The organism is Streptomyces glomeratus (assembly GCF_021462825.1).
GTDB classification, from domain to species: domain Bacteria; phylum Actinomycetota; class Actinomycetes; order Streptomycetales; family Streptomycetaceae; genus Streptomyces; species Streptomyces glomeratus.
Map to the genome: position 1 here is coordinate 1 of NZ_JAKEEB010000035.1, position 21680 is coordinate 21680.

A 21680-nucleotide genomic window follows, 5' to 3' on the forward strand; every position below is an offset into this window, starting at 1 on the left:
CGCCGAAGTCGCGCAAGGACGAGCGCGCTCCGAAGTCCCGGCAGGACGCCGAGGCCGAGCCGGCCGCGGCCGAGGACACGGTCGTCGAGGCGCCCGCGCCGCTCGAGGAGGAGGCCGAGACCGCGCCACGACGTAGCGCCCGAACACCTGCTGTGTTCCCGTCTGGGCAGCCCAGTCCGCCCGGGGCAGCATGGAAGTACCGGCAGCCGGGACCCGGGCGTGGAACAGCACCGATGAGCGGGCGGCGGTCGCGCCGGCAGGCGGAGGGAGCGTGGGATGACAGCCGAATCCTTCCAGGCCGACGGCGCCTGGTCCGGCCCCGGGCAGTCCAGGCCCGCCAGCCTGCTGGACGTCCTCAGCGTCGCCGCGGTGGTGCTGGACACCGGCGGGCGCATCGTGTTCTGGAGTCCCCAGGCCGAGGACCTCTTCGGCTACTCGGCGGAGGAGGCCCTCGGCGAGTTCGCGGGGCGGCTGCTGGTCGACCCGGAACATCTGCAGACCGTTCTCGGGCTGTTCACCGAGGTGATGGAGTCGGGCCGCAGCTGGGCCGGTGCGTTCCCGATCCGGCACAAGGACGGCAGCACCCGTCTGACGGAGTTCCGCAACATGCGGCTCCTCGACCATGCCGGTGACGTCTACGCGCTGGGTATCGCGGCGGACCACGAGAGGCTGCATCGCGTCGAGACCGACGTGGCGCTGTGCGAGCGGCTGATCCACCAGTCCCCCATCGGGCTGGCCCTGCTGGACCCCGACCTGCGCTATCTCCTGGTCAACCCGGCACTGGAGCGCATCGACGGCATACCCGCCGCGGAGCACATCGGCCGCCATCTGCGGGAGACCCTGCCGTTTCCCGACGTGGACACCATCGAGTCCGCCCTGCACCAGGTGCTGGCCACCGGTGCCCCGCTCCTCGACCAGTACGCGGTGGGCCGCACACCTGCCGACCCCGACAACGACCACGCCTGGTCTCTGTCGTTCTACCGGCTGGAGGACCCCGGCGGCCGGGTTCTCGGCGCGGCCGCCTCGGTCGTCGACGTCACCGAGCGGCACCGCGCGGCCACGGAGGCCGACCGCGCCCGGCGCCGCCTGGCCCTGATCGCGGACGCCTCCGCCCGCGTCGGCACCACCCTGGAGGTGGAGCAGACCGCGCGCGAACTGGCCGAGGTCGCGACCCCCGAACTCGCCGACGTGGTCGCCGTCGACGTCCTGGACTCCGCTCTGGCCTTCCGCCGTACGGGCCGGCTGGAAAGCGGCCCTGAACTCTTCCGCTCCCTGGCGCTCAAGGCGACCCAGCCCACCGTGGCCCTCCGCGCGGGAGACCCGCCCGGTGACCTCGCCGCCTACGACGGGGACCGGCTGGTCACCCTGTGCGTGCACACCGGCCGGCCCGTGCTGGTGCGTCATGTCGCCGAACAGGACCTGCGCCGCATCGCCCGCGATCCCGAGGCCACCTCGCTGCTGGCCAGCGCCGGCGTCCACTCCTATCTGGCGGTGCCGTTGATCGCCCGCGGCGAAGTCCTCGGCGCTCTCGACCTCAAGCGCACGTGCAACCCGCTCCCCTTCGACCAGGACGACGTCGTCCTCGCCTGTGAGCTGGCCGCTCGCGCCGCCGTGGCCATGGACAACGCCCGCTGGTACCAGAGCGTCCGCAACACCGCCCTCACCCTCCAGCGCAGCCTGCTGCCCGACCACCCGCCGTACCACCCAGGACTGGAAATCGCCTACCGCTACCAGCCCGCCCAGGCCACCAGCGAGGTCGGCGGTGACTGGTACGACGTCATCCCCCTCGCCGACGACAAGACGGCGCTCGTCGTCGGCGACGTGATGGGAAACGGCATCGACGCCGCCGCCACCATGGGCCGGCTGCGCACCGCCACCTGCGCCTACGCGGACCTCGATCTGGCCCCCGGCACCGTGCTCCGGCACCTCGACAACGTCACCTGCGATCTGGAGCACTACATCGTCACCTGCGTCTACGCGACGTACGACCCCCGTCGCAGGCAGTGCCATCTGGCCAATGCCGGCCATATGCCGCCTGCGCTGGCCCGCCAGGGGAAGGAACCCATACTGCTGGACCTGCCCCCCGGCGCGCCGCTCGGCGTGGGCGGCGTCCCGTTCGAGACCACCACCGTGAACCTGCTCCCGGGCGACCTCGTGATCCTCTACACGGACGGTCTCGTCGAAACCCGCCACCACCCCATCGACGACCGTCTCGACATGCTCCTGGCCCTGCTCGACAAACCGGACCGTCCCCTGGAGGAGACCTGCGACCTTCTGCTGCACGGGCTTCGTCACCCCGACGACCACGACGACGTGGCCCTGCTGGCGGTCCGGGCCCGCTAGGGCCTGTCGTGCTGCGTGCTCCGCCGGACCGGCACGGTGCGGGTCAGCGGCACAGGGCGGCGAGATCCGTGCCGGGCAGGTGGATCCAGCCCTCCCGCCGGGCGGCCTCGCGCTCGTCCGCGGAGCCCGGCCACCGGGTGTCCCCGGTCAGAACGGCGCGGGCGACCAGGGCACAGATCAGTGCGTCGAGATGGTCGTGGCTGTCGGTGCATCTCGCGCGCACCGGCTCGGGCAGGGGTGATCCCAGGCCCGACTCGAGCGAGCCGACGATGTGCTCCCGCACGGAACGTGCCTCGGCCGTACCGCTCTTGTAGCTGCCGGGCGGGCGGATCCCCCACCGTCTCAGCGCCGCGGCGGGATAGACCTCTGCGATCGTGCCGGACCCGTCCCGGGGTACGGCGACACCGTCCGCCGCGAGAGCATCCAGCAGGTGGGCCGCGCGTAGCGCCACGACGCCGAGGAGGTCGGTGGACACCGACAGCGGGGGCCTCATCGCGGTCGTCCTCCAGGTCAGGTCGTCCGTCAGCCGGAAGCGCAGCGCGTCCAGACCGGGTCTGCCGTCCGTGCGCACCCCGAACCTGGCGGGAGCGGGCAGCCGCTCTCCACGGTGGTGGGCCACCACGGTGTCCACGAAGTGCGACGGCCAGCCCAGAGGACAGTCCAGGCCGGTCTTGCCGGCCGTCCGGACGATGTCCAGCAGGTCCCCGTCGTCGTGCGGTACGAGGAACTCCGCCGCCGGGCCGCCCGCTTCCTGCCACACCACCCGGCACACGGCGGTACGCCGTGCGCTGGCGGCCAGATCGATACCGACCGTCACCGCCTGCCCTCGCGTCATGCCGACATCCTTGTGCACCGGCACCCGACGGGGCCACCGCCGCCCACGACACCGGGAGACCGCCGCGGCCGGCCCGGAGCCGTTCACATGGCCGGCAGGGGCGGCGTGATCGGGAGTTCGGCCCAGATGGTCTTTCCGCAGCGGGTGTGGCGGCTGCCCCAGCGCCGGGAGAGCTGGGCGACGATGAGCAGACCGCGGCCGCCCTCGTCGGAGAGGCGCGCGCGCCGCAGATGGGGCGCTGTGCTGCTGCCGTCACCGACCTCGCAGATCAGGGCCGTGTCGCGGATGAGCCGAAGGTGCACCGGTGGGGAGCCGTACCGGATCGCGTTGGTGACCAGCTCGCTCACCACGAGTTCGGTGACGAAGGCCGCGTCCTCGAGCTGCCAGGCGGCCAGCCGCTCGCCGGCGAGTTCGCGGGCCAGCGCGACGACGGAGGGTTCGGACGGCAGTTCCCAGGTGGCGACGCGGTCGGCTCTCAGGGCCCGGGTCCGGGTCAGTAGGAGTACGACATCGTCGGTGCGGGTGTCGGAGAGCAGACTCCCCAGCGCGCGGTCGCATGTCTCCTCCAGCGGACGGCCGGTTTCGGCGAGGGTCGCGCGCAGCAGGTCGCACGCCTCGTCCACGTCGAGCGCCGGGGATGCGATCAGCCCGTCGGTGTAGAAGGCGAGGACGCTGCCTTCCGGGACCGCGAACTCCGCGGCTTCGAACGGCAGGCCGCCGAGGCCGAGGAGCGGTCCGGCCGGCAGGTCCAGGAAACGCACGGAGCCGTCCGGCGTGGCCAGGACGGGAAGCGGATGGCCGGCCCGGGCCATGGAGCAGCGCCGCGACACGGGGTCGTAGACCGCGTACAGGCAGGAGGCGCCGACCTCGCCCGAGCCGGGGGCCGAGCGATCGGCGGGGTCGGCGGTGTCGCTGCGGTCCATGAGCAGCACGAGGTCGTCGAGATGGGTGAGCAGTTCGTCGGGGGCCAGGTCCACATCGGCGAGGGTGCGTACCGCCGTGCACAGTCGGCCCATGGTCGCCGAGGCCGTGATGCCGTAGCCGACCACGTCCCCCACGACGAGGGCCACCCTGGCGCCGGACAGTGGGATGACGTCGAACCAGTCGCCGCCGATACCGGGACCCGAGCGGGCGGGCACATACCGGGATGCGATCTCCACGGCGGGATGGTGCAGCGCGGGATGCGGCAGGATGCTCTGCTGCAGGGTGAGTGCGGTGGAGCGCTCCTGCCCGTAGCGGCGGGCGTTGTCGACGTGGACCGCGGCACGGGCGGTCAGCTCTTCGGCCAGACGCAGATCGTCCACCTCGAAGGGGGTCTGGGTGCGGTGGCGGAAGAACAGCGCCAGTCCCAGCGTGACCCCGCGGGCCCGCAACGGTACGGCCATGAGGCAGTGCATGCCGTAGTCGCGGATGATGCTGGCTCCCTCGGGTGTGCTCTCCACCCACCACCGCAGCTCGTCGGAGCGGTGCAGGGCCCCCCGGCCGGCGGCGAGGGCGCGCCCCGGGGGAGAGTCCTCCGGGTAGGTGTAGGTGCCCCCGATCGGGACCACCGACTCGGGACACCCCGGCAGGACGGAGCGCTGGGCGGTTCGGCGGAAGATCAGGAGGCTGTGCTGGGGCGGGAGCGCCTCATCGCCTCTCAGGACGCTGTCGAGCAGATCCACGAGCACGCAGTCGGCGAAGTGGTCGGTGCCGACCTCCGCCAGTTCGTCGGCGGTGCGGCTGAGGTCGAGGGTGGTGCCGATGCGCAGTGTCGCGTCGTTGAGGACGGCCAGTCGCCGACGGGCACGGACCTGCTGGGTGGTGTTCACGGCCGCCGCCGAGACGCCGCAGACCTGGCCGTCGGGGTCGCGCACGGGATACAGCGACAGCAGCCAGACACGCCGGCCGGTGGTGCCGGTGCCGGGCGAGTGCGCCTCGCACGTCACCGTGTTCCCGGTGTGCAGGACCTCCCGCATGGCCTCGCCGATGCCCTGCAGGCCCATCAGTGTGTTCCCGGAGCGGGACTCCCCTATGGGCCAGCCGAGGAGTTCGTGATCCGCCTTTCCCGACGCGCGCCTCATGGCGGCGTTGACCTCCACCCGCACACCCCTGCGGTCGTACAGGGCCATGGGCAGGGGAAGCTGGTCCAGCGCCCACTGCTTGAGGAGTGCGGTGTCCGCTTCCCCGCCTTCCCCGGGTGGCGGTCCGGACGGCTCGACATCCTCGGTCGCGAGGAACCAGTACGCATCCCCGGCCGCGTCCCGCAACGGATGGGCACGCACCGCCCAGGACACCGGGTGGCCGTCCCGGTGTCGGAGGGTGACCCGGCCGCTCCAGTACTCACGCCGGGCGTGGCGGCGCTGGAGGGCCGCCGGCGGGGCCTCGGCGAGCAGCTCCCTCGCGGCCCGGCCGACCAGGTCCCGCGGCTCGTAGCCGAGGAGGCGGCCGACGTCCGGGCTCAGCGCGATCACCATGCCCCGGGGATCCAGCATGACCCCAGCGCCTGGCGCGGGCTCCCGCCCGGTGGAGCGGTGCCTGTCCGGTATCGCGGAGCCCTTCTCCATGTCGCCGCCCTCGCTCTGTCGTCCGGGCACCACCGGGAGTCGTCGGTGGGCCCATCCGCGGCACTGCGTCCAGGCTGCTCCCGCGGGAGGCCTTTCTCAACCGCTGATCACTCCGGGGCGGGACGCCGGGCGGTGCGGCCCGGCCGCGCGGTGGATGCGGTCGCCGTGGTGTCCGTCGTCCCGGCCCGTGGCACGGCCGCTCACCTCGGCGAGCAGCGCCTGTGGGGCGGGATCGGCCTGGAGGCCGGGGAGAAGCAGCAGCCAGAGGTCGGTCAGCCGGTCCTCGATCAGCACTCGCTCGTCGAGGGCATCGGAGAGGGTGTGCAATCCGAAGAACGCGGCCACCAGGGTGGGGGCGTCTCGGCCGGGCTCCGCGTGGGGGGCCAGATCCCCTTCCGCGCGCGCCTGGGTCAGCATGCCCTCGACCGTGGCGATCCAGTCCACGAAGGGCGGAGGCATCTGGACGGCGATGGATCTGCGTTCGGCCCAGAGCCGGGCGCCCGCGCGGACGAGGACGTCGTCACGGAAGGCGCGCGCGACCGCGAAGCTGAGACGCACCAGCTTCCGGAGAGTGGATTCGGGGGCAGCCGCGTGGTGCGCCACCAGCGCGGGCCAGGTGGCGAAGTGCGCTTCCACCACGGCCAGGGCGAGCTGTTCCTTGTTGGTGTAGTGGAAATAGATGGCCCCGCTGGTGCGGCCGGACCGTTCGCTGATGTCACTGATGCTGGTCGCTGCGTATCCCCGTTCGAAGAACAGGTGAGCCGCCGCCTGCAGTACGGCTCGGCGGGTTTCTTCTGCCCGATCCTGCACGTGTGTTCCCTTGTCTGTCGGTGGAGCGCGAGAGGAATGTAGCCCTCCCGCCGCCCGGAAACGAGGCCGCGCATGCGGAACCACCAATTGTCTTATTAGCTGTATTACATGGACTCTCGGCGGCGGATGCGAGGCATGCAGGAATGGGCCGAGGAGTGTGCCCGGCACACTGCCGGAACCTGCTGTGCCCCGCTGAGTTGGTCCAGGACCGTGGACCGCGCCTGGGTGCACCGGATCTCGGTGGCCGAGGTCCTGCTGACGGATGTCCGCCGCTGCGGGCCTCTCAGCTTCTGCGCGGCGGCCGCCTGGACACGCTCGCATCCTTCCTTCCCCCGGGGGCGTGACGACCGGCACAGCCCGTGGATGCTCGTCGAGACACTGCGCCAACTCGGCATCTGCATTCCGCTGCGCCACTTCGACGTGCCCCCCACGGCCCGCTTTCTGATCGGCGACGTGGCCTACGAACTCGACCCGGCGGCGGAGCCCAGAGCGCCCCACGGTGCCAGCGAGATCACCTGTCTGGCATCCGTCGGCGAAGTGCGCACCGACCGGAGCGGGACGACGGTGACCGGCCTGCGGATGCGGGTCGTATTCCTCGCCGGGGACCGGGCGTTCGCGCGGGCCGCGGGCGGCGCGCGGTTCCTCGACGCGGCGCGCTACGCGGCCCTGCGGTCCGGCGCCGTCACGGCCATGGCGGCGAGCCGACGGCCCCGGCCCGAACCGGCCCTGCTGGGGCTCGAGTCGGCGTCGGACCTCGTCATCTCACTGGAGGGCGGCGAAGTCCTGCTCGATCCCGCGGACCCCCGTCACCCCTTCCTCTTCGACCACGGCACGGACCATGTGCCCGGAATGGCCGTGCTGGAGGCGGCGCGGCAGGCCGTAGCCCTGCGGAGCGGAGGGCGGCTGATCCGGCCGCTCTCCTGCCGCATGACGGCCCTGCGATTCACGGAGCATGCTCCGCCCGCCGTCATTCACTGCGCCGAATACGGCCGTTCCGTCCTCTTCCATTGCCACCAGGGCGCCGAGCGGACAGCCCGGGGAATGCTGCGCTATCGCTGAGATGTCACCCACACGTGCGTAATGCGTCGGCAAATCTCCCCAACCTGTCAAACAGAGCGTAGCGTTCATTATGTTTCTGGTTCCGGATAAGCTCCGACCACGGCAGTGTGGGGTGCGCGAACGTCGCATCGGCGAACAGGCCTCCTCGGCACCGCACTTCACTCCTTTTCGCTGTGGATCGAAGTCCAATCGGCGTCACCGGAACCTCCCTTGGCGGATCGCGCCGCCTTTCGGCAGTTCCGTCCTGCACCAGAACGGCAAGCAAGCACATGACGACCCAACGCATCTTCGACTGGACACCCCAGGCCGTCGTCTTCGACTGCGACGGCACCCTGGTGGACTCCGAACGCCACTGGCAACAGGCACGCGACATCGTTCTGCGCGAGAACGGTGCCGCGCCTGACCCTGAATTCACGGAACGCAGCAAGGGCCTGCACTACACCGAGTGCGGCGCCCTCATGGCGCGCCTCGCCGGCAGGCCGGACGCCGGCGAGGAGATGACCCGGCACCTTCTGGCAACGTTCCGGGCACTCGTGGCACAGTGCCCGGTGGCCGTGCGCGGAGCACCGGGCCTGGTGACAAGCCTGAGCCGGTCCGCGCCGCTCGCCGTCGCCAGCAACTGTCCCGCCGACGTGGTGGAGTTCAGCCTCCAGTCGGTGGGCCTGAGACAGCGCTTCCGGCACATCGTCGTCCCGGGTCCGGGAGTTCGCCCCAAGCCGTCTCCCGACACCTACGCCGAAGCCGTACGGCGCCTGGGTGCCGAGTGCCGCAACGCCCTGGCGGTCGAGGACTCGCTCAACGGGCTGAAGGCGGCCGCCGGAGCGGGTCTGCGGGTGATCGGGGTCGGCCGGAATCCAAGGCCGGAGGCCCTCGCCCTGGCCGATCTGTGGGTGGACACGCTGGAGGACCCCGATCTGGTGGCCTGGGCGAAGAGCCGGCCCGCGGCCCGTCGGCAGGAGGCCCGTCGGCAGGAGGCCGGCGCCCCGCACACCGCTCCGGTGCGGCCGAAAATCCCGCAGCAGGGTGGCCGGGCCCAGTCCGGAGCCAGGACGGCACCCTGAGGGCACCGGACCGCCATCGGCCGCGCCACCGGGGGGCTTCCCGGCTCCGGCCTCCGGCCCGGCCCGTGAGCGGACCGGTGGGCGGGCTGTGCGCGCACGGACCTGACGCGGCCCTGTCCGGCGGGCGGTCCGCTCAGTCCGGTGCCGGGCCGGACGCACCGGCGGGCAGCGGCTCGCGCACGGGCAGGTGGTAGACGCGGAAGGCCTGCCCGATGACCGGCTGGGCCACGTTCCGCACCTTGACGCCGCCACTGGTCATGCCGTGTTCCGTCCCGGCATGGGCGTGCCCGTGCACCGCGAGGTCCGCACCCGCCGTGTCGATCGCCTCGGCCAGCAGATAGCTGCCCAGGAACGGGTAGATCTCCAGCGGCTCACCGGCCAGCGTCTCCGGCACGGGGGAATAGTGGGTGAGAGCGATCCGCACGTCGCAGCCCTGCCCGTCCAGCTCCTCCAGGGCCCTCCGCAGGGCATCGGCGCACCGCCGTGAGCAGCGTACGAACTCCTTCATCAGCAGCTCACCGAATTCGCCCGCGCTGCGACCGACGAAGCCGCCGCCGAATCCCTTGGTACCGGCCACGCCGACCCGGATGTCCCCGACGCCCAGGACGGTTCCGCGTCCCTCCAGAACCCGGGTGCCCGAGTCCTCCAGTACCGCCGCGACCTCGTCCGGCCGCTCGTCGTGGTGATCGTGGTTGCCCAGCACGGCCACCACCGGAACCCCCAGGTCCTGGACCTCCTGTGCCACGACCCGGGCCTCCTCCGTGGTGCCGTGGCGGGTGAGGTCACCGGCCAGCAGCAGCACATCGGCGCACTCGGGAAGGGACTCGAAGGCGGGACGGAGCGCGCCCTTGCTCTCCGGCCCCATGTGGATGTCCCCGACCGCCGCCACCCGGATCATGAGAGCTCCTCCGCGTGGCCGGGCGCGGAATTCTCCGCCACCAGGATGTCGCTGTGGACCGGGACTCCGGCGAGTTCCTCACGCACCATGCCCAGGATCTCCTCGCGGCACTGTGCGGAGGCGACCGTGCCGGTGAGCTGCACCGACTCACCGCGGACCTCGACCCGGACGCCCAGCTCCCCCAGGTGCCCGGCGGCAAGGTGCTCGATGAGATGGGCGACGCGGTACTCCGTGTTCTCGGCGTTCCCGGCGCTCCCGGCGCTCCCAGCCGCCGGGGCACCGGCGTGCGCCTGCCCTGCACCGTGGTTGCTCATGGCGCCTCCTTCTGCGGAGCGATGACGTTCAGGCGTTCGAGAAGAAAGAAGAAGGCGGCGGGCATGGGCTCGTCCCCGCAGTGCCGCCGCACCTGCTCCCAGTCGACCTTCTCGCGCAGCGCGCGGGCGACGGGGAGAACCGCTCCGAAGTCGCAATGGTGCTCGGAGAATGCGGCGATCAGACTCCACAGCAGATCGGTCGGCGACAGCACCGGCATCCGCACCGAGGCGACGGAGAGTTCCCGCGCCCGGCCGAGCATGTCCGTGGTGACCGGCCGGTGCGCCAGCTCGAAGATGACGTCGATGTCCTGGTCGAAGCACTTGGCCTTCACAAGCCAGTCCTCCGGCGGCTTGTAGACGCTCAGACCGGCGTTGTGCAGCGTGGCGGCCACCGCCTCGGCGTCCTCGGGCCGCACACAGAAGTCCGCGTCGTGCTGAAGGTTCTCGCTGCCGCCGTGGGCGTAGACGGCCACGCTTCCGGCCAGGGCGAACATGTGCCCCTCCCGCTTCAGCAGGGCGCCCACGCGCTTGGTCGCCTCGAGGATCGCCTGACTGTGATCGGGGGGCAGGGTCTGCTGCGGCGGCTGCGGGTGACACGCCGCCCACTGCTCCGCCGGTGCCGGCGCCAGACGGAGTTCCGGTGTCTCGGCTTGCCGGGCAGGCTCCACATCGTCCCCGTTCTGCGTCATGACCACTCCATATGCCGCACCGGGCAGCCCCCTGCCGGTGCTGTCCGGTCCCGGACCGCTTGGGTGCTCCTCTGAGTACCCGGTCCACCCCCTTCGACACGGCCGGAGCCGAGGCGCCGAGGCGGCGGACGCAGGCAGGAGGGGAAGCGGTCAGGCCGTCGCACAGACACCCGGCAGCCGCTCGAGGCACTCGTCGGCCGGTACGCCGCCGGTGTCCAGGAGCAGCAGGGACGGAAGGCGGCGCGAAAGGCCCCGGACGGCAGTGCGGCCCGGCCGATCGCCGCAAGTCCCCTGCCCCGCACGTCGGCGACCAGCAGACGGGCGCTGAAAGTGATGCGGGCGGCCACGAAGAGATCGCCGCCCACGGCGGCATCGTCCCGGGCCGCGAGAGAGGGGGGCGGCCTCCAGGGCGCCGGAGCGCGCGGGCAGTGGCGGGCAGAGAGCCCCTGGACGGCCTGGGCGACGGACAGACCGGCTCTGGGGCAGCCGGTGTCCATGTCTGATGGTCTGGATCTGGATGTTCGGCGGGGCCGGCGCATCGACGCGCACACGATTGGGCGACCGGCCACACGTATACGGCGTCGGGGCCCGAGGTCAGCCCAGAGAGGGCTGACCGGCGGCGCCCGGGGCGGCGGCGAACAGGGCCAGCTGGTCCGTGATCCAGGCGTCGTACGTCCCCGGCCGGTGCCCGGCCCACTGATCGAACATCGTCAGCTGGTCCGTGATCCACGGGTCGACGCGACCGTTCACCGTCGCGTTCCCGGCGAAGTCACCGTGGCCGCCCTGGACCACGACGGCCGGGGCAGGGGTGGGCCCGGCCGGATGAGGGGTGGCCGCCGAGGCGAGGCCGCCGGTGGCGAAGAGAGCGCCGCCGACGAACACCGCGGAAGCACTCGCGGTGATGATGCGCCGCACAAGCTTGTTCATGGTCTTTCCTCCTTGCACCGCCGGGCGTTCCACCACCGTGGACGCCGGCGCCATGCCGTTGTTCCGGCATGGTTCAGGCTAGGCACCACCCAGGTAGTTGAACAATGAACTATGTGGGTGAGACGCGTCACCACCGGGCACCGGACGTGTGCCGTCGAGCGGGTGGCGCGGTCGCCTGTCAGGCTGAGAGACGTACCGGTCGTCCGGCGTCCGGGCCGATGGGGGCCGGTCGGCGAGAAGGCCTCGTACGGCTTTCCTACGCGCGCGTGGCGCTCAGGTCGGGGACGTGGCGGGCCAGGGCCTGTGCGCCGTGGCCACCATGGGCCGGCTGCGCGCCGCCACCCACAGCCTGGCGGCCTTGGATCTGACACCCGATGAGATGCTGGCGGGGCTCGACGATCTGATGATGCGCCTGGTCGACGAAGGCGGGCCGGACGAGGTCGGCAATCCCGCGGACGGTCAGCCCGCCACCGCCGGCTGCGCCTATGTCATCTACGATCCCGTGAGCCGCCGGGTCGACGCGGCCTGCGCCGGGCATCTGCCGCCGCTTCTCCTGCATCCCGACGGACATGCGGAGCCGGTGGAGACATCTCCCGGTCCTCCCCTGGGCAACGGCGGTCCTCCGTTCGACACCTGGGAGTCGGAACAGCGCGGCCCACCTGCGCCACGCGCGCACCACCGACGAGGGCGGTCGTGGACTCCTGCTCGTCGCCCAGCTCACGCATCGCTGGGGCACGCGCCACACCGACCGGGGCAAGACCATCTGGAGCGAGCAGGCGCTGCACTCCGGGCGGGGAAACGAGACTGCCGCCACCGCGGACGGCTGACCCGGGCGGTGGGTCTACGCGTCGTTCCGGGATTCCGGCGCCCGGGAGGCGTCCTCGTCGGCGAGGGCCCCGGTCCCGTGGTGCGCTCAGGGCTCCCCGAAGCTCCGCGGCAGCGCCTGCTCGGCCCAGATCACCTTGCCCTGCGGCGTGTACCGGGTGCCCCAGCGCTCGGTCATCTGCGAGACCAGGAACAGGCCCCGGCCACCCTCGTCGGTCGTCGCGGCGTACCGCAGATGCGGAGAGGTGCTGCTGCCGTCGGCCACCTCGCAGATCAGCGTACGGTCACGGATCAGCCGTACATGGATCGGCTCGGAGCCGTAGCGGATCGCATTGGTGATCAGCTCGCTCAGGACGAGTTCCATGACGAAGCCGAGCTCGGACAGGCCCCACTCGTCGAGCTTCTCGGTCACCGCCTCGCGCATCCGCGCGACGGCGGCCGGGTCGAGCGGCACGTCCCAGTCGGCGACCCGGTCGGGCGACAGCGGCTGGGTACGGGCGATGAGCAGGGCCACGTCGTCCTTGGGCCGGTCCGGCAGCAGCTCGTGCAGGACCACCTGGCAGCTCTCCTCCGGCGACCGTTCGGGGTGGCCCGCCAGCGCGTCGCGCAGCAGTTCCATGCCCACGTCCAGGTCACGGGTCCGGTCCTCGATGAGGCCGTCGGTGTACAGGACGAGCTGGGTGCCTTCCGCCACGTCCACCTCGGCCGTCTGGAACGGCATGCCGCCCAGGCCGAGCGGCGGCCCGGCGGGCAGGTCCGCGAAAGTGACGCTCCCGTCGGGGTGGACCAGCGCGGGCGCCAGGTGACCCGCGCGCGCCATGGCGCAGCGACGCGCCACGGGGTCGTAGATCGCGTACAGGCAGGTGGCACCCACCACGCCCGCGGCGCTGTCCGTACCCGCTTCGTCCTGGTCGATGCGTCCGACCAGATCGTCCAGATGGCCCAGCAGTTCGTCCGGCGGCAGGTCCAGGGTGGAGAAGTTGTGCACCGCGGTACGCAGCCGGCCCATCGTGGCGGCGGCGTGCAGACCATGGCCGACCACGTCTCCCACGGCCAGCGCCACCCGGCTCCCCGACAGGGGGATCACGTCGAACCAGTCGCCGCTCACACCGGACTGGGCGGGGAGGTAGCGGTAGCCGACCTCGAGGGCGGTCTGCTCGGGCAGGGCCCTCGGCAGCAGGCTGCGCTGCAGCGTGACCGCGAGGGCGTGCTCACGGGTGTACCGGCGGGCGTTGTCGATGCTCACCGCGGCACGGGCGACCAGCTCCTCGGCCAGTGACAGCTCCTCGTCGTCGAACGGGTCGTGCTGCTTGGAGCGCCAGAAATTGGCCATACCGAGCACGACACCCCGGGCCTGGAGCGGCGCGGCGATCAGGGAGTGGATGCCGTAGTCCAGGATCTCCTTGGTGCGGGTGGGGTCCTGCGCGTGCCAGCCCGTGGCGATCGACAGATCCGTCACCAGCACCGAGCGGCCGCTGCCGTAGCCACGCGCCTGGGGTGTGGAGGGCAGGAAGTCGATCAGCCGGCCCTTCTCGTACAGCGGATGGTCGTCGCGCACGCCGTGCACGGCGACGCGCCGCATGGCCGTGGCCGCGCCGCCCGGTTCCTCTCCGTGCAGTACGGCGTCGGCGAGGTCCACGCTGACGAAGTCGGCGAAGCGGGGGACGGCGACCCGGGCCAGCTCGTCGGCGGTGCGGACCACGTCGAGGGTGGTGCCCACGCACAGCCCGGCGTCGTACAGAAGCTTCAGCCGCTCGCGTGCGACCTCCGCCCTGCCCGACAGCGCCTGCAGCTCGGTCGTGTCGCGCAGCGTGACCACGGTTCCCTTGGGGCCTCCGTCGCGGTCCGTGGGCCGCTGGTTGACCGCCAGCAGCCGCTCCCCGGCGAAGTGCACCTCGTCGGTGGCCTCCCGTCCGGAGGCGAGCAGCGCGACCGTCTCCGCGTCGAGGCCCGACAGTTCCGCCACATTGCGTCCCTCGGCGTCCGAGGGCAGTTCCAGCAGCCGTCGGGCCTCGTCGTTGGCCAGCACCAGCCGCCCGTCTTCACCGAGGATGAGGACACCTTCGCGTACCGAGTGCAGCACCGCGTCGTGGTGCTCGTACATCCGGGTCATCTCGTCCGGGGCGAGGCTGTGGGTCTGCCGTTGCAGCCGCCTGCCCATCAGCGCCGTCCCGCCGGTGGCCACGGCGAGCGCCCCGGCCCCGGCGCCGAAGATGATCGGCAGCTGCCGGTCCACCTCGCTGACCACGTTCTTGACCTTGAGGCCCGCGGAGACCAGGGCCACCACCTTTCCGGCGTGGTCCCTGACGGGAACCGTGGCCTGGACCTCGTGCCCGAGTGGGCCGTGCACGCTCTCGATGTACACCTTGCCCTCCAGCGAGGGCTCGATCGTCCCCACGAACCGCTGTCCGATCTTGCTGGGCAGGGGGTGGGTGTAACGGATGCCCTTGGTGTTCATGATCACGATGAAGTCGACGCCGGCGCTCTTGCGCGCGGCCTCGGTCATGGGCTGGAGCACTTTCGACGGGTCGGGTGTCTGCAGCGCGGCGAGCAGCCCCGGCGAATGCGCGAAGGTCTGGGCCACGGCCACGGAACGGCGCTTGGCCTCGGAGCTGGTGTCCCGCTCCGACTGGAGCACAAGGGCGAACACGGCACAGGCGACGAGCAGGACGACCAGCGCCACCTGCAGCACGAAGACCTGCCCGGCGACGCTTCGCGGGCTCTTGCCCATCAGTGACCGCAGCGACACGCGTCGAAACCGGGCGAATCGGTCCGCCATGGGACCTTTCTAGCACTGGTGATCCCGGGTGGCCATGGCCCGGACCCGAGGTGGGGCCCGTGCGGCGCGGCCCCGCCCGCGGGCGGGCGGGTCACGCGCCCGGGCGCACTCTTCTGGCGGACGATCGGTCGATCCCGCAGCGTGAAGTGGAAAGCGAGGCGGCAACGAGCGGGAAAACGGTCACGGCGGTACACGGACGAAAGGCGGAACGACATGGAGCAGAACGGCACCGCTCCGCGCGTCGTCGTGGGTGTCGACGGATCGTCCTCCTCTTTCGAGGCACTGCGCTGGGCTGTTCGGTACGCGGCGCTGATCGGTGGTTCGGTGGAGGCGGTGACCGCCTGGGAGGTGCCCTACGGCTGGTTCGCCCCGCCCATGGACACCGACCTGGACGTGGAGAGCGCCAAGGACAGACAGGCCCAGGAGCTGCGGGAGGTGCTCGGGGACGAGGGGGCCGCCTCGGTGCGGGCCCACCTGACCCGGGGCAACCCCACCGATGTCCTCGTCGAGGCCGCCGAAGGAGCCGAGGCCCTGGTGGTGGGCAGCCGGGGGCACAGCGGTTTCACCCGCGCCCTGCTGGGCTCGGTCAGCCAGCAGGTTTCGCACCACGCGCCGTGTCCCGTCGTCATCGTCCGCTCCGGGGCGTCGTAGCGCGGGTGCTCAGGAGGCGGTGTCGTCCAGGAGCCCGGGGCCGTTGTGGTGCACGTCGTTGACCGCCGTGGAGACCGGGCGGGCGTCGAGCCGGCCGTCCGCGGGCGGGGTGAGCAGGGCGCGGAGACCGTCGGGGTCCTGGTGGCGGGGGTCGAGCCAGGCGTCGTAGTGGTCCGGGGCGATGGCGAGCGGCATGCGCGGGTGGATCCGGCCGGCCGCGTCGGTGGCCTCGGTGGTGATGATGGTGCAGGTCGTCAGCCACGCGGCGGGGTCGTCGTCGTGCCGGACGGCGGGGTCGCGCCAGTACGCGTAGAGCCCGGCGAGCGCCATGACCCGGCCGTCCTCGGGGTGGACGAAGTACGGCTGCTTGCGGGTCCTGCCCGTGTCCGGGTCCCGCGTCTGCTGCCACTCGTAGAAGCCGTCGGCCGGGAGCAGGCAGCGGTGCTTGGCGAAGGCGCGGCGGAAGGCCGGCTTCTCGTGCACGGTCTCCATCCGTGCGTTGATCATCCGCGCGCCGGTCTTCACGTCCTTGGCCCAGGACGGCACCAGACCCCACCGCAGCGGCCGCAGCTGCCGCCTCACCGGCTCCTCGGCGCCCGCGGTGCGCGGGACACGCTCCAGGACGGCCCACACGTCGTCGGTCGGGGCGACGTTCCAGCTCGGCTCCAGGGCCTCCTCGGGGCGCCAGTCGGTGACGTGGAAGAGCCGGACCAGATCCTCGGGAGCGCGGCTGGAGACGTAACGGCCACACATACGGCCACTGTGCCACGGTGCCGCCGGGCAACGGCGAGGGTCACCGCCTCGGGCAGCCCCACCGCAGGACCCGCCGGGGGGCCGGCGCCTGGCCGCGGCGGGACGGGCGTGCACCGTACGCGTGCGGGGTACGGGGCCGATCAGTACGGTGGCGTCCTGATGTGCGGCCCGCCCGGCCCTGCCATCCGCCGGGCGGACGGGGACGCACGTCATCGACCTCGGGAGGCGGCATGGCCGGCGAGCAGACGGCGAAGCTGCCGCGCAAGACCTACGAACAGGAACTGCTGCGGCTGCAGACGGAGTTGGTGAAGCTCCAGGAATGGGTGCGGGTGGAGGGCACCCGGCTGGTCGTGATCTTCGAGGGGCGCGACGCGGCGGGCAAGGGCGGCACCATCAAGCGGGTCACGGAACACCTCAACCCCCGGGTGGCGCGGATCGCCGCACTTCCCAAGCCGACCGAGCGCGAACGCACCCAGTGGTACTTCCAGCGCTATGTCGAGCATCTGCCGGCGGCCGGGGAGATCGTGCTGTTCGACCGCAGCTGGTACAACCGGGCCGGCGTCGAGCACGTGATGGGTTTCTGCACGAAGGAGGAGCACCAGCTCTTCCTGCGCCAGTGCCCGATCTTCGAACGGATGCTGGTGGAGGACGGGATCCTGCTGCGCAAGTACTGGTTCTCGGTGAGCGACGCCGTCCAGCAGGAGCGTTTCCGCCGCCGTATGGAGGATCCCGTACGGCGCTGGAAGCTCTCGCCGATGGACCTGGAGTCGATCACCCACTGGGAGGCGTACTCCCGGGCCAAGGACGAGATGATGGTGCACACGGACATCCCGGAGGCCCCGTGGTACGTCGTCGAGAGCGACGACAAACGCAGGGCGCGGCTGAACATGATCGCCCATCTGCTCGCCTCCGTGCCCTACCGCGATGTGCTGCCACCGGTGCTCGAGCTGCCGGAACGGCCGTCGTCGACCGGCTACCAGCGCACACCGCGCGATCTGCAGACCTACGTGCCCGACCATGCGGCGAGCCTGTGACGGGGACGGCTTCGCGGCCGGACCCGGCGATCCCCCCGCCGGGTCGCCGGGCCCCCTGACCTCAGGCGGGGTCACTCCAGGCGGCGTCGGTCCTCCTCGTCCCACGCACGGGTGTCGCGCGGCTCGGTGTACGGCTCCCGATCGGGGGGAAGGCCACCGGCGATCGCCCGCTGCCGCGCGGTCTCGGCGTCGAACTCCAGGCCCAGCAGGATGGCCAGATTGCCGATCCACAGCCAGACCAGGAAGACGATGACGCCCGCCATGGTGCCGTAGGTCTTGTTGTAGGCGGCGAAGTGGGTGACGTAGACCGCGAATCCGCCGGAGGCGGCCAGCCAGATCACGAGGGCCAGGAAGCTGCCGGGGGTGATCCAGCGGAAGCCGGGGACCTTGGCGTTCGGCGCGGCCCAGTAGAGGATCGCGATCATGAGCGTCACCAGCACGGCGAGGACGGGCCACTTGGCGATCGACCACACCGTGAGCGCCGTGTGCCCGATGCCCAGCGCGCTGCCTGCCTGGCGGGCCAGCCCGCCGGTGAAGACCACCATCAGCGCGCTGACCACGGCCAGCACCATGAGCACCGCGGTGACCGCGACTCGGATGGGGAGCACCTTCCAGATCGGCCGGCCCTCGGGAATGTCGTAGACGGCGTTGGCGGTGCGGATGAACGCGGCGATGTAGCCGGACGCCGACCACACCGCCAGGACCAGGCCGACGACCGCCATCACGGACCCGGTGCCGCTGTGACCCTGGAGCTGCTCCACGGCCCTTGTGACGATGTCCCGGGCCGAGCCGGGCGCGAACCGCTTGAGGTTGTCCAGCAGGGTGTGGGTCGTCGATCTGCCCGCGACACCCAGCAAGGACACCAGCACCAGCAGCGCCGGGAAGAGCGACAGCACCCCGTAGTAGGTGAGGGCCGCGGCCCGGTCGGTCAGCTCGTCGTTCCGGAACTCGCGCAGGGTGCCCTTGAGTACCGCCCACCAGGACCGCCCGGTCAGCTCGGTGGGCGCGTCCGGGGCCCTGCGTTCGACCTCCGGACCGGGGCCGGGCGGTGCGGCCGTGGACTCCGCTCCGGACCGGGGGGCCGGGTCCGGGTCGTGCGCCGAGCCTGAGGCACGCACTGAGTCGTGCGCCGGCCCGGTGTCGTGCGCCGGGCCGGAGTCGTGCGCCGAGTCGTGCGCCGACCCGGAGTCGTGCGCCGGGTCCGCCCCGGACGGCTCTCGGCCGTGACGCGTCGTGTGATCCTTCAATCCCCGTTTCGGCAGCCGTGTCATGTCTCGCCGGGTATCCCAGTCCCCCGTCCTCACTCACCCGGCGGGCACCGGCTCTCTGCGGGGCCGAGGTCGCCGCAGCCCAGAGGCCGGGCCCACGGTGCCGGGGCATCCTGGAGAGGTGATCGTTCTCGCCGTGCTGTTCGCGGTCCTCGGGGCCGCCAGCAACGCGATGGGCACCGCCTTCCAGCGCAAGGCGGCGTCCACGGTGGCACGCGGCGGTGGCCTGCGGCTGATAGTCGAGCTCGCCCACCGGCCCGCCTGGCTGCTCGGCATCACCGGGGTCGCCGGCGCGGCGCTGTTCCAGGCGCTCGCCCTGGTGAACGGGCCGATCGCACTGGTGCAACCCCTGTTCGTCCTGGAACTGCCGTTCGCCCTGCTGATCGCCGCTCCTCTGATGCACCGGCGCCTGCCGAACACGGGCTGGTGGGCGATCACCTGCGTGGTGAGCGGCCTCGCGCTGGTCCTCGGGTCCGCCGCACCTTCCGGCGTCCGGGACCAGGCGCCCATGGATCGCTGGTTCCCGGCCCTGGTGCTCTGCCTGGGCTGCATGGCGGCAGCGGTCGCCCTGGGCCGCCCCGGGCGCCCGCCGCTGTTCCGGGCCGCCGTGCTGGCCACGGCCTCGGCCATCGGCAACGCCCTGACCGCCGCGTTGCTCAAGTCCGCGACGGGCAGGTTCACGGCGGGCGGTCTGCCCGCGTTCCTGACCTCGTGGCAGACCTACGGCTTCGCGCTGACCGGGGTCTGCGCCGTCCTGCTGCTGGAGAACGCGCTCCAGGCGGGCTCTCTCGCCGCGTCCCAGCCGGCGCTCACCATCGGGGACGCCACCGTGAGTCTGCTGCTCGGCATCACGCTGTTCGACGAGCGGATCCGCACCGGCTGGTGGTTCCTGCCGGAGGCCGTCGGGGTCGGGCTCATCGTGTGGGGTGTGGTGCGGTTGAGCCACGTGGTGACGAGCATCCGGGAAGAGGCGCAGGACACCGGGGACGGGCTGCGCCGCACGCCGCCCGTCGCGTCGTGAGCGGACCGCCGCGCGTCCGGTCCCGGGCTGCCGCCGGCCGGGCCCCTCCGGCGCGGGTGCCGAGGCCGCGAGTTTGCCCGTGGGGCGTCCAGTTTGCCCGTGGGGCGTCCGGGGACTCGGAGGCGCAGGAGGTGGTCGCATGAGCGGGGAGGAGTCGCGCTACGACGGAACGGGTGATGTGCCGCTCGGGGGCTATGCGCTGCTCGCCACCGTCTTCGCATCGGGGGTCGCGTTGTTCGCACTGGCGGCACGGCGCCGCGGGGTGCGATTGCCCGCGCGGGTGCCGCCCTGGGACGTGGCCCTCCTGGGAACGGCGACATTCAAGGCGTCGCGCCTGCTCGGCAAGGACAAGGTCACCAGTTTCCTGCGGGCGCCGTTCACCCGCCGGGAGTCCGAGACCACGGCCAACGAGGTGCTGGACCAGCCGCGGGGCAGCGGCGTCCGACGCGCCGTGGGCGACCTGGTGTCCTGTCCGTTCTGCCTCTCCGCCTGGGTGGCCGGGGCCCTGATCTGCTGTTACGCCTCCGCTCCACGGGCCACACGCCTGGCGTGTGCGGGCCTGAGCGCGATCACCATGGCGGACATGCTCCAGTACGCCTGGAGCCTGACGGCGCAGAAGGCCGAGGCCTGACGTCACCGCTGCCGGGGGGACTCCTCGCTCTGCGTGAATCACCCGGATGCCGTACACCACCGAGCCACCGGCGCCCGGCCGACGGACGCTGATCGGGGTACCGCACAGCCTTCCGCGACACCAGTGAGCCGGCGTCGGCAACAGGGGCCCGATGCGCGTTCGCCCCACAGGAAGGAGACAGGAATGGCCACCGCTCTCTCACGGAAGTGGGAACACGCCGTCGTCACCGGCGGCGCTGGCTTCCTCGGTTCGCATCTGTGCGCCGCGCTGCTGGACTCGGGCGCCGCGGTCACCTGTGTGGACGACCTCAGCACCGGGCGGCGCGAGAACGTCTCCGCCTTGCTCGACCGCCCGGGTTTCACCCTGATGCAAGCCAATGTCGCGGAGGGGCTCGACGTCGAGCGCCCGCCCGATCTCGTCCTCCACTTCGCCTCGCCGGCGTCCCCCACCGACTATCTGCGGCTGCCCCTGCACACCATGGAGACCGGAAGCCTCGGCACGCGGCACGCGCTGGAACTGGCCCGGCACAGCGGAGCCAGATTCCTTCTCGCCTCGACCTCCGAGGTCTACGGCGATCCCCAGCAGAACCCCCAGGACGAGCGGTACTGGGGCCATGTGAACCCGGTCGGCCCGCGGAGCGTCTACGACGAGGCCAAGCGGTTCGGCGAGGCCCTCACCACGGCCCACGCCGAGGCCAAAGGCACCGACACCGGCATCGTGCGGCTGTTCAACACCTACGGTCCGCGGATGCGCGGCCACGACGGCCGGGCCGTCCCCACCTTCATCCGCCAGGCCCTGGACGGGGATCCCCTCACGGTCACCGGCGACGGACGCCAGACCCGGTCGCTGTGCTACGTCGACGACACCGTCCGCGGCATTCTCGCGGCCGCGGCGCACGGGATGCGCGGCCCGGTCAACATCGGCAACCCCACCGAGATCACCATGCTCGACCTCGCCCGCCTCGTCATCGAGCTCACCGGGTCCCGGTCGGAGATCCGCTTCGTGGAACGGCCGACGGACGACCCGGCCGTCCGCTGCCCGGACATCACGCTGGCCCGCGACAAGCTCGGCTGGGAACCCCAGGTGAACGCCGCCGAGGGCCTGCGCCGCACGATCGACTGGTTCCGTGCCGCCACCGGTCGCTGATCCGGCGCCAGCGTCCGGTCGCCGGCCGGCGCCGGCCCGCTTCGGAAGCCGGCCGGCCGCCGTCCGATCCGGCCGCGCACCCGGACCAGC

General features: G+C 72.0%; 18 protein-coding genes and 1 pseudogene. 9 read left to right on the forward strand and 10 right to left on the reverse strand.

The genetic code is table 11. From position 1 onward, the window contains the following. Positions 1-276: 276 nt before the first annotated feature. Positions 277-2343, forward strand: a complete 2067-nt coding sequence (locus LZ604_RS28885; protein WP_234518677.1) for a SpoIIE family protein phosphatase — start codon at positions 277-279, stop codon at positions 2341-2343. Between the two features lie 43 nt (positions 2344-2386). Here LZ604_RS28885 and LZ604_RS28890 read toward each other — a convergent pair whose 3' ends face one another. The 3 genes from LZ604_RS28890 to LZ604_RS28900 all read right to left on the reverse strand — a co-directional run bounded on the left by LZ604_RS28890 (position 2387) and on the right by LZ604_RS28900 (position 6534). Further along, a complete protein-coding gene (locus tag LZ604_RS28890; protein ID WP_234518678.1) occupies positions 2387-3178 on the reverse strand; it encodes a DUF429 domain-containing protein in 792 nt (263 codons plus the stop codon). 83 nt (positions 3179-3261) lie between these two features. Further along, entirely contained in the window at positions 3262-5724 is a 2463-nt protein-coding gene (locus LZ604_RS28895) for a SpoIIE family protein phosphatase (protein ID WP_267971958.1), read from the reverse strand. Between the two features lie 96 nt (positions 5725-5820). Continuing rightward, complete coding sequence (locus LZ604_RS28900) at positions 5821-6534, reverse strand: ScbR family autoregulator-binding transcription factor (protein WP_234518682.1); 714 nt, start codon at positions 6532-6534, stop codon at positions 5821-5823. A gap of 135 nt (positions 6535-6669) precedes the next feature. On the opposite strand from LZ604_RS28900, the gene LZ604_RS28905 reads away from it, so the two are divergent. Next, a complete protein-coding gene (locus LZ604_RS28905; RefSeq protein ID WP_234518684.1) occupies positions 6670-7593 on the forward strand; it encodes a ScbA/BarX family gamma-butyrolactone biosynthesis protein in 924 nt (307 codons plus the stop codon). A gap of 269 nt (positions 7594-7862) precedes the next feature. Further along, entirely contained in the window at positions 7863-8654 is a 792-nt protein-coding gene (locus tag LZ604_RS28910; protein ID WP_234518686.1) for an HAD family hydrolase, read from the forward strand. Positions 8655-8787: 133 nt separating this feature from the next. Here LZ604_RS28910 and LZ604_RS28915 read toward each other — a convergent pair whose 3' ends face one another. The 4 genes from LZ604_RS28915 to LZ604_RS28930 all read right to left on the reverse strand — a co-directional run bounded on the left by LZ604_RS28915 (position 8788) and on the right by LZ604_RS28930 (position 11482). After that, the gene (locus LZ604_RS28915) at positions 8788-9552 is read right to left on the reverse strand and encodes a metallophosphoesterase family protein (RefSeq protein ID WP_234518689.1); all 765 of its coding nucleotides are present in this window, start codon (positions 9550-9552) and stop codon (positions 8788-8790) included. Beyond that, positions 9549-9866, reverse strand: coding sequence for a BON domain-containing protein (locus tag LZ604_RS28920; protein ID WP_234518691.1), 318 nt, complete (start codon positions 9864-9866; stop codon positions 9549-9551). Before LZ604_RS28920 ends, LZ604_RS28915 begins: the two co-directional genes overlap by 4 nt. Then, complete coding sequence (locus LZ604_RS28925; RefSeq protein WP_234518693.1) at positions 9863-10555, reverse strand: nucleotidyltransferase family protein; 693 nt, start codon at positions 10553-10555, stop codon at positions 9863-9865. Before LZ604_RS28925 ends, LZ604_RS28920 begins: the two co-directional genes overlap by 4 nt. A 594-nt stretch (positions 10556-11149) precedes the next feature. Next, the gene (locus LZ604_RS28930; RefSeq protein ID WP_234518695.1) at positions 11150-11482 is read right to left on the reverse strand and encodes a hypothetical protein; all 333 of its coding nucleotides are present in this window, start codon (positions 11480-11482) and stop codon (positions 11150-11152) included. Between the two features lie 322 nt (positions 11483-11804). Between LZ604_RS28930 and LZ604_RS36595 the strand changes: the two are divergent. Continuing rightward, positions 11805-12309 (forward strand): annotated as a pseudogene (locus LZ604_RS36595) (ATP-binding SpoIIE family protein phosphatase); the annotation flags it as partial. Between the two features lie 86 nt (positions 12310-12395). Here the strand turns inward: LZ604_RS36595 and LZ604_RS28940 are convergent. Beyond that, positions 12396-15086, reverse strand: a complete 2691-nt coding sequence (locus LZ604_RS28940) for a SpoIIE family protein phosphatase (RefSeq protein ID WP_234518697.1) — start codon at positions 15084-15086, stop codon at positions 12396-12398. Positions 15087-15299: 213 nt separating this feature from the next. Between LZ604_RS28940 and LZ604_RS28945 the strand changes: the two genes are divergently transcribed. Continuing rightward, on the forward strand, positions 15300-15737 hold the full coding sequence (locus tag LZ604_RS28945) for a universal stress protein (protein ID WP_234518698.1): 438 nt from the start codon (positions 15300-15302) through the stop codon (positions 15735-15737). Positions 15738-15746: 9 nt separating this feature from the next. Here LZ604_RS28945 and LZ604_RS28950 read toward each other — a convergent pair whose 3' ends face one another. Continuing rightward, positions 15747-16490, reverse strand: a complete 744-nt coding sequence (locus LZ604_RS28950; protein WP_234518699.1) for an SOS response-associated peptidase — start codon at positions 16488-16490, stop codon at positions 15747-15749. 230 nt (positions 16491-16720) lie between these two features. Here LZ604_RS28950 and ppk2 point away from each other — a divergent pair, with 230 nt between their 5' ends. Next, entirely contained in the window at positions 16721-17524 is an 804-nt protein-coding gene (gene ppk2 / locus LZ604_RS28955; protein ID WP_234518700.1) for a polyphosphate kinase 2, read from the forward strand. 71 nt (positions 17525-17595) lie between these two features. Here ppk2 and LZ604_RS28960 read toward each other — a convergent pair whose 3' ends face one another. Further along, complete coding sequence (locus LZ604_RS28960) at positions 17596-18795, reverse strand: YihY/virulence factor BrkB family protein (protein WP_234518701.1); 1200 nt, start codon at positions 18793-18795, stop codon at positions 17596-17598. A gap of 118 nt (positions 18796-18913) precedes the next feature. Here LZ604_RS28960 and LZ604_RS28965 point away from each other — a divergent pair, with 118 nt between their 5' ends. The 3 genes from LZ604_RS28965 to LZ604_RS28975 all read left to right on the forward strand — a co-directional run bounded on the left by LZ604_RS28965 (position 18914) and on the right by LZ604_RS28975 (position 21590). Next, positions 18914-19813, forward strand: a complete 900-nt coding sequence (locus tag LZ604_RS28965) for a DMT family transporter (protein ID WP_234518702.1) — start codon at positions 18914-18916, stop codon at positions 19811-19813. A gap of 139 nt (positions 19814-19952) precedes the next feature. Then, positions 19953-20444, forward strand: a complete 492-nt coding sequence (locus LZ604_RS28970) for a DUF1360 domain-containing protein (protein ID WP_234518703.1) — start codon at positions 19953-19955, stop codon at positions 20442-20444. A gap of 183 nt (positions 20445-20627) precedes the next feature. Then, positions 20628-21590: an NAD-dependent epimerase/dehydratase family protein gene (locus LZ604_RS28975; RefSeq protein ID WP_234518704.1), complete on the forward strand. Its 963-nt coding sequence runs from the start codon at positions 20628-20630 to the stop codon at positions 21588-21590. The last annotated feature ends 90 nt before the right edge of the window (positions 21591-21680 follow it).

Bases quoted from the DNA above. Each gene is read 5' to 3' on its own strand.
- LZ604_RS28975 (WP_234518704.1), top strand. From the start codon at position 20,628: ATGGCCACCGCTCTCTCACGGAAGTGGGAACACGCCGTCGTCACCGGC.
- LZ604_RS28920 (WP_234518691.1), bottom strand. From the start codon at position 9,866: ATGAGCAACCACGGTGCAGGGCAGGCGCACGCCGGTGCCCCGGCGGCT.
- LZ604_RS28930 (WP_234518695.1), bottom strand. From the start codon at position 11,482: ATGAACAAGCTTGTGCGGCGCATCATCACCGCGAGTGCTTCCGCGGTG.
- LZ604_RS28895 (WP_267971958.1), bottom strand. From the start codon at position 5,724: ATGGAGAAGGGCTCCGCGATACCGGACAGGCACCGCTCCACCGGGCGG.
- LZ604_RS28950 (WP_234518699.1), bottom strand. From the start codon at position 16,490: ATGTGTGGCCGTTACGTCTCCAGCCGCGCTCCCGAGGATCTGGTCCGG.
- LZ604_RS28940 (WP_234518697.1), bottom strand. From the start codon at position 15,086: ATGGCGGACCGATTCGCCCGGTTTCGACGCGTGTCGCTGCGGTCACTG.
- LZ604_RS28910 (WP_234518686.1), top strand. From the start codon at position 7,863: ATGACGACCCAACGCATCTTCGACTGGACACCCCAGGCCGTCGTCTTC.
- LZ604_RS28905 (WP_234518684.1), top strand. From the start codon at position 6,670: ATGCAGGAATGGGCCGAGGAGTGTGCCCGGCACACTGCCGGAACCTGC.
- LZ604_RS28885 (WP_234518677.1), top strand. From the start codon at position 277: ATGACAGCCGAATCCTTCCAGGCCGACGGCGCCTGGTCCGGCCCCGGG.
- LZ604_RS28960 (WP_234518701.1), bottom strand. From the start codon at position 18,795: ATGACACGGCTGCCGAAACGGGGATTGAAGGATCACACGACGCGTCAC.
- LZ604_RS28890 (WP_234518678.1), bottom strand. From the start codon at position 3,178: ATGACGCGAGGGCAGGCGGTGACGGTCGGTATCGATCTGGCCGCCAGC.
- ppk2 (WP_234518700.1), top strand. From the start codon at position 16,721: ATGGCCGGCGAGCAGACGGCGAAGCTGCCGCGCAAGACCTACGAACAG.
- LZ604_RS28945 (WP_234518698.1), top strand. From the start codon at position 15,300: ATGGAGCAGAACGGCACCGCTCCGCGCGTCGTCGTGGGTGTCGACGGA.
- LZ604_RS28970 (WP_234518703.1), top strand. From the start codon at position 19,953: ATGAGCGGGGAGGAGTCGCGCTACGACGGAACGGGTGATGTGCCGCTC.
- LZ604_RS28915 (WP_234518689.1), bottom strand. From the start codon at position 9,552: ATGATCCGGGTGGCGGCGGTCGGGGACATCCACATGGGGCCGGAGAGC.
- LZ604_RS28925 (WP_234518693.1), bottom strand. From the start codon at position 10,555: ATGACGCAGAACGGGGACGATGTGGAGCCTGCCCGGCAAGCCGAGACA.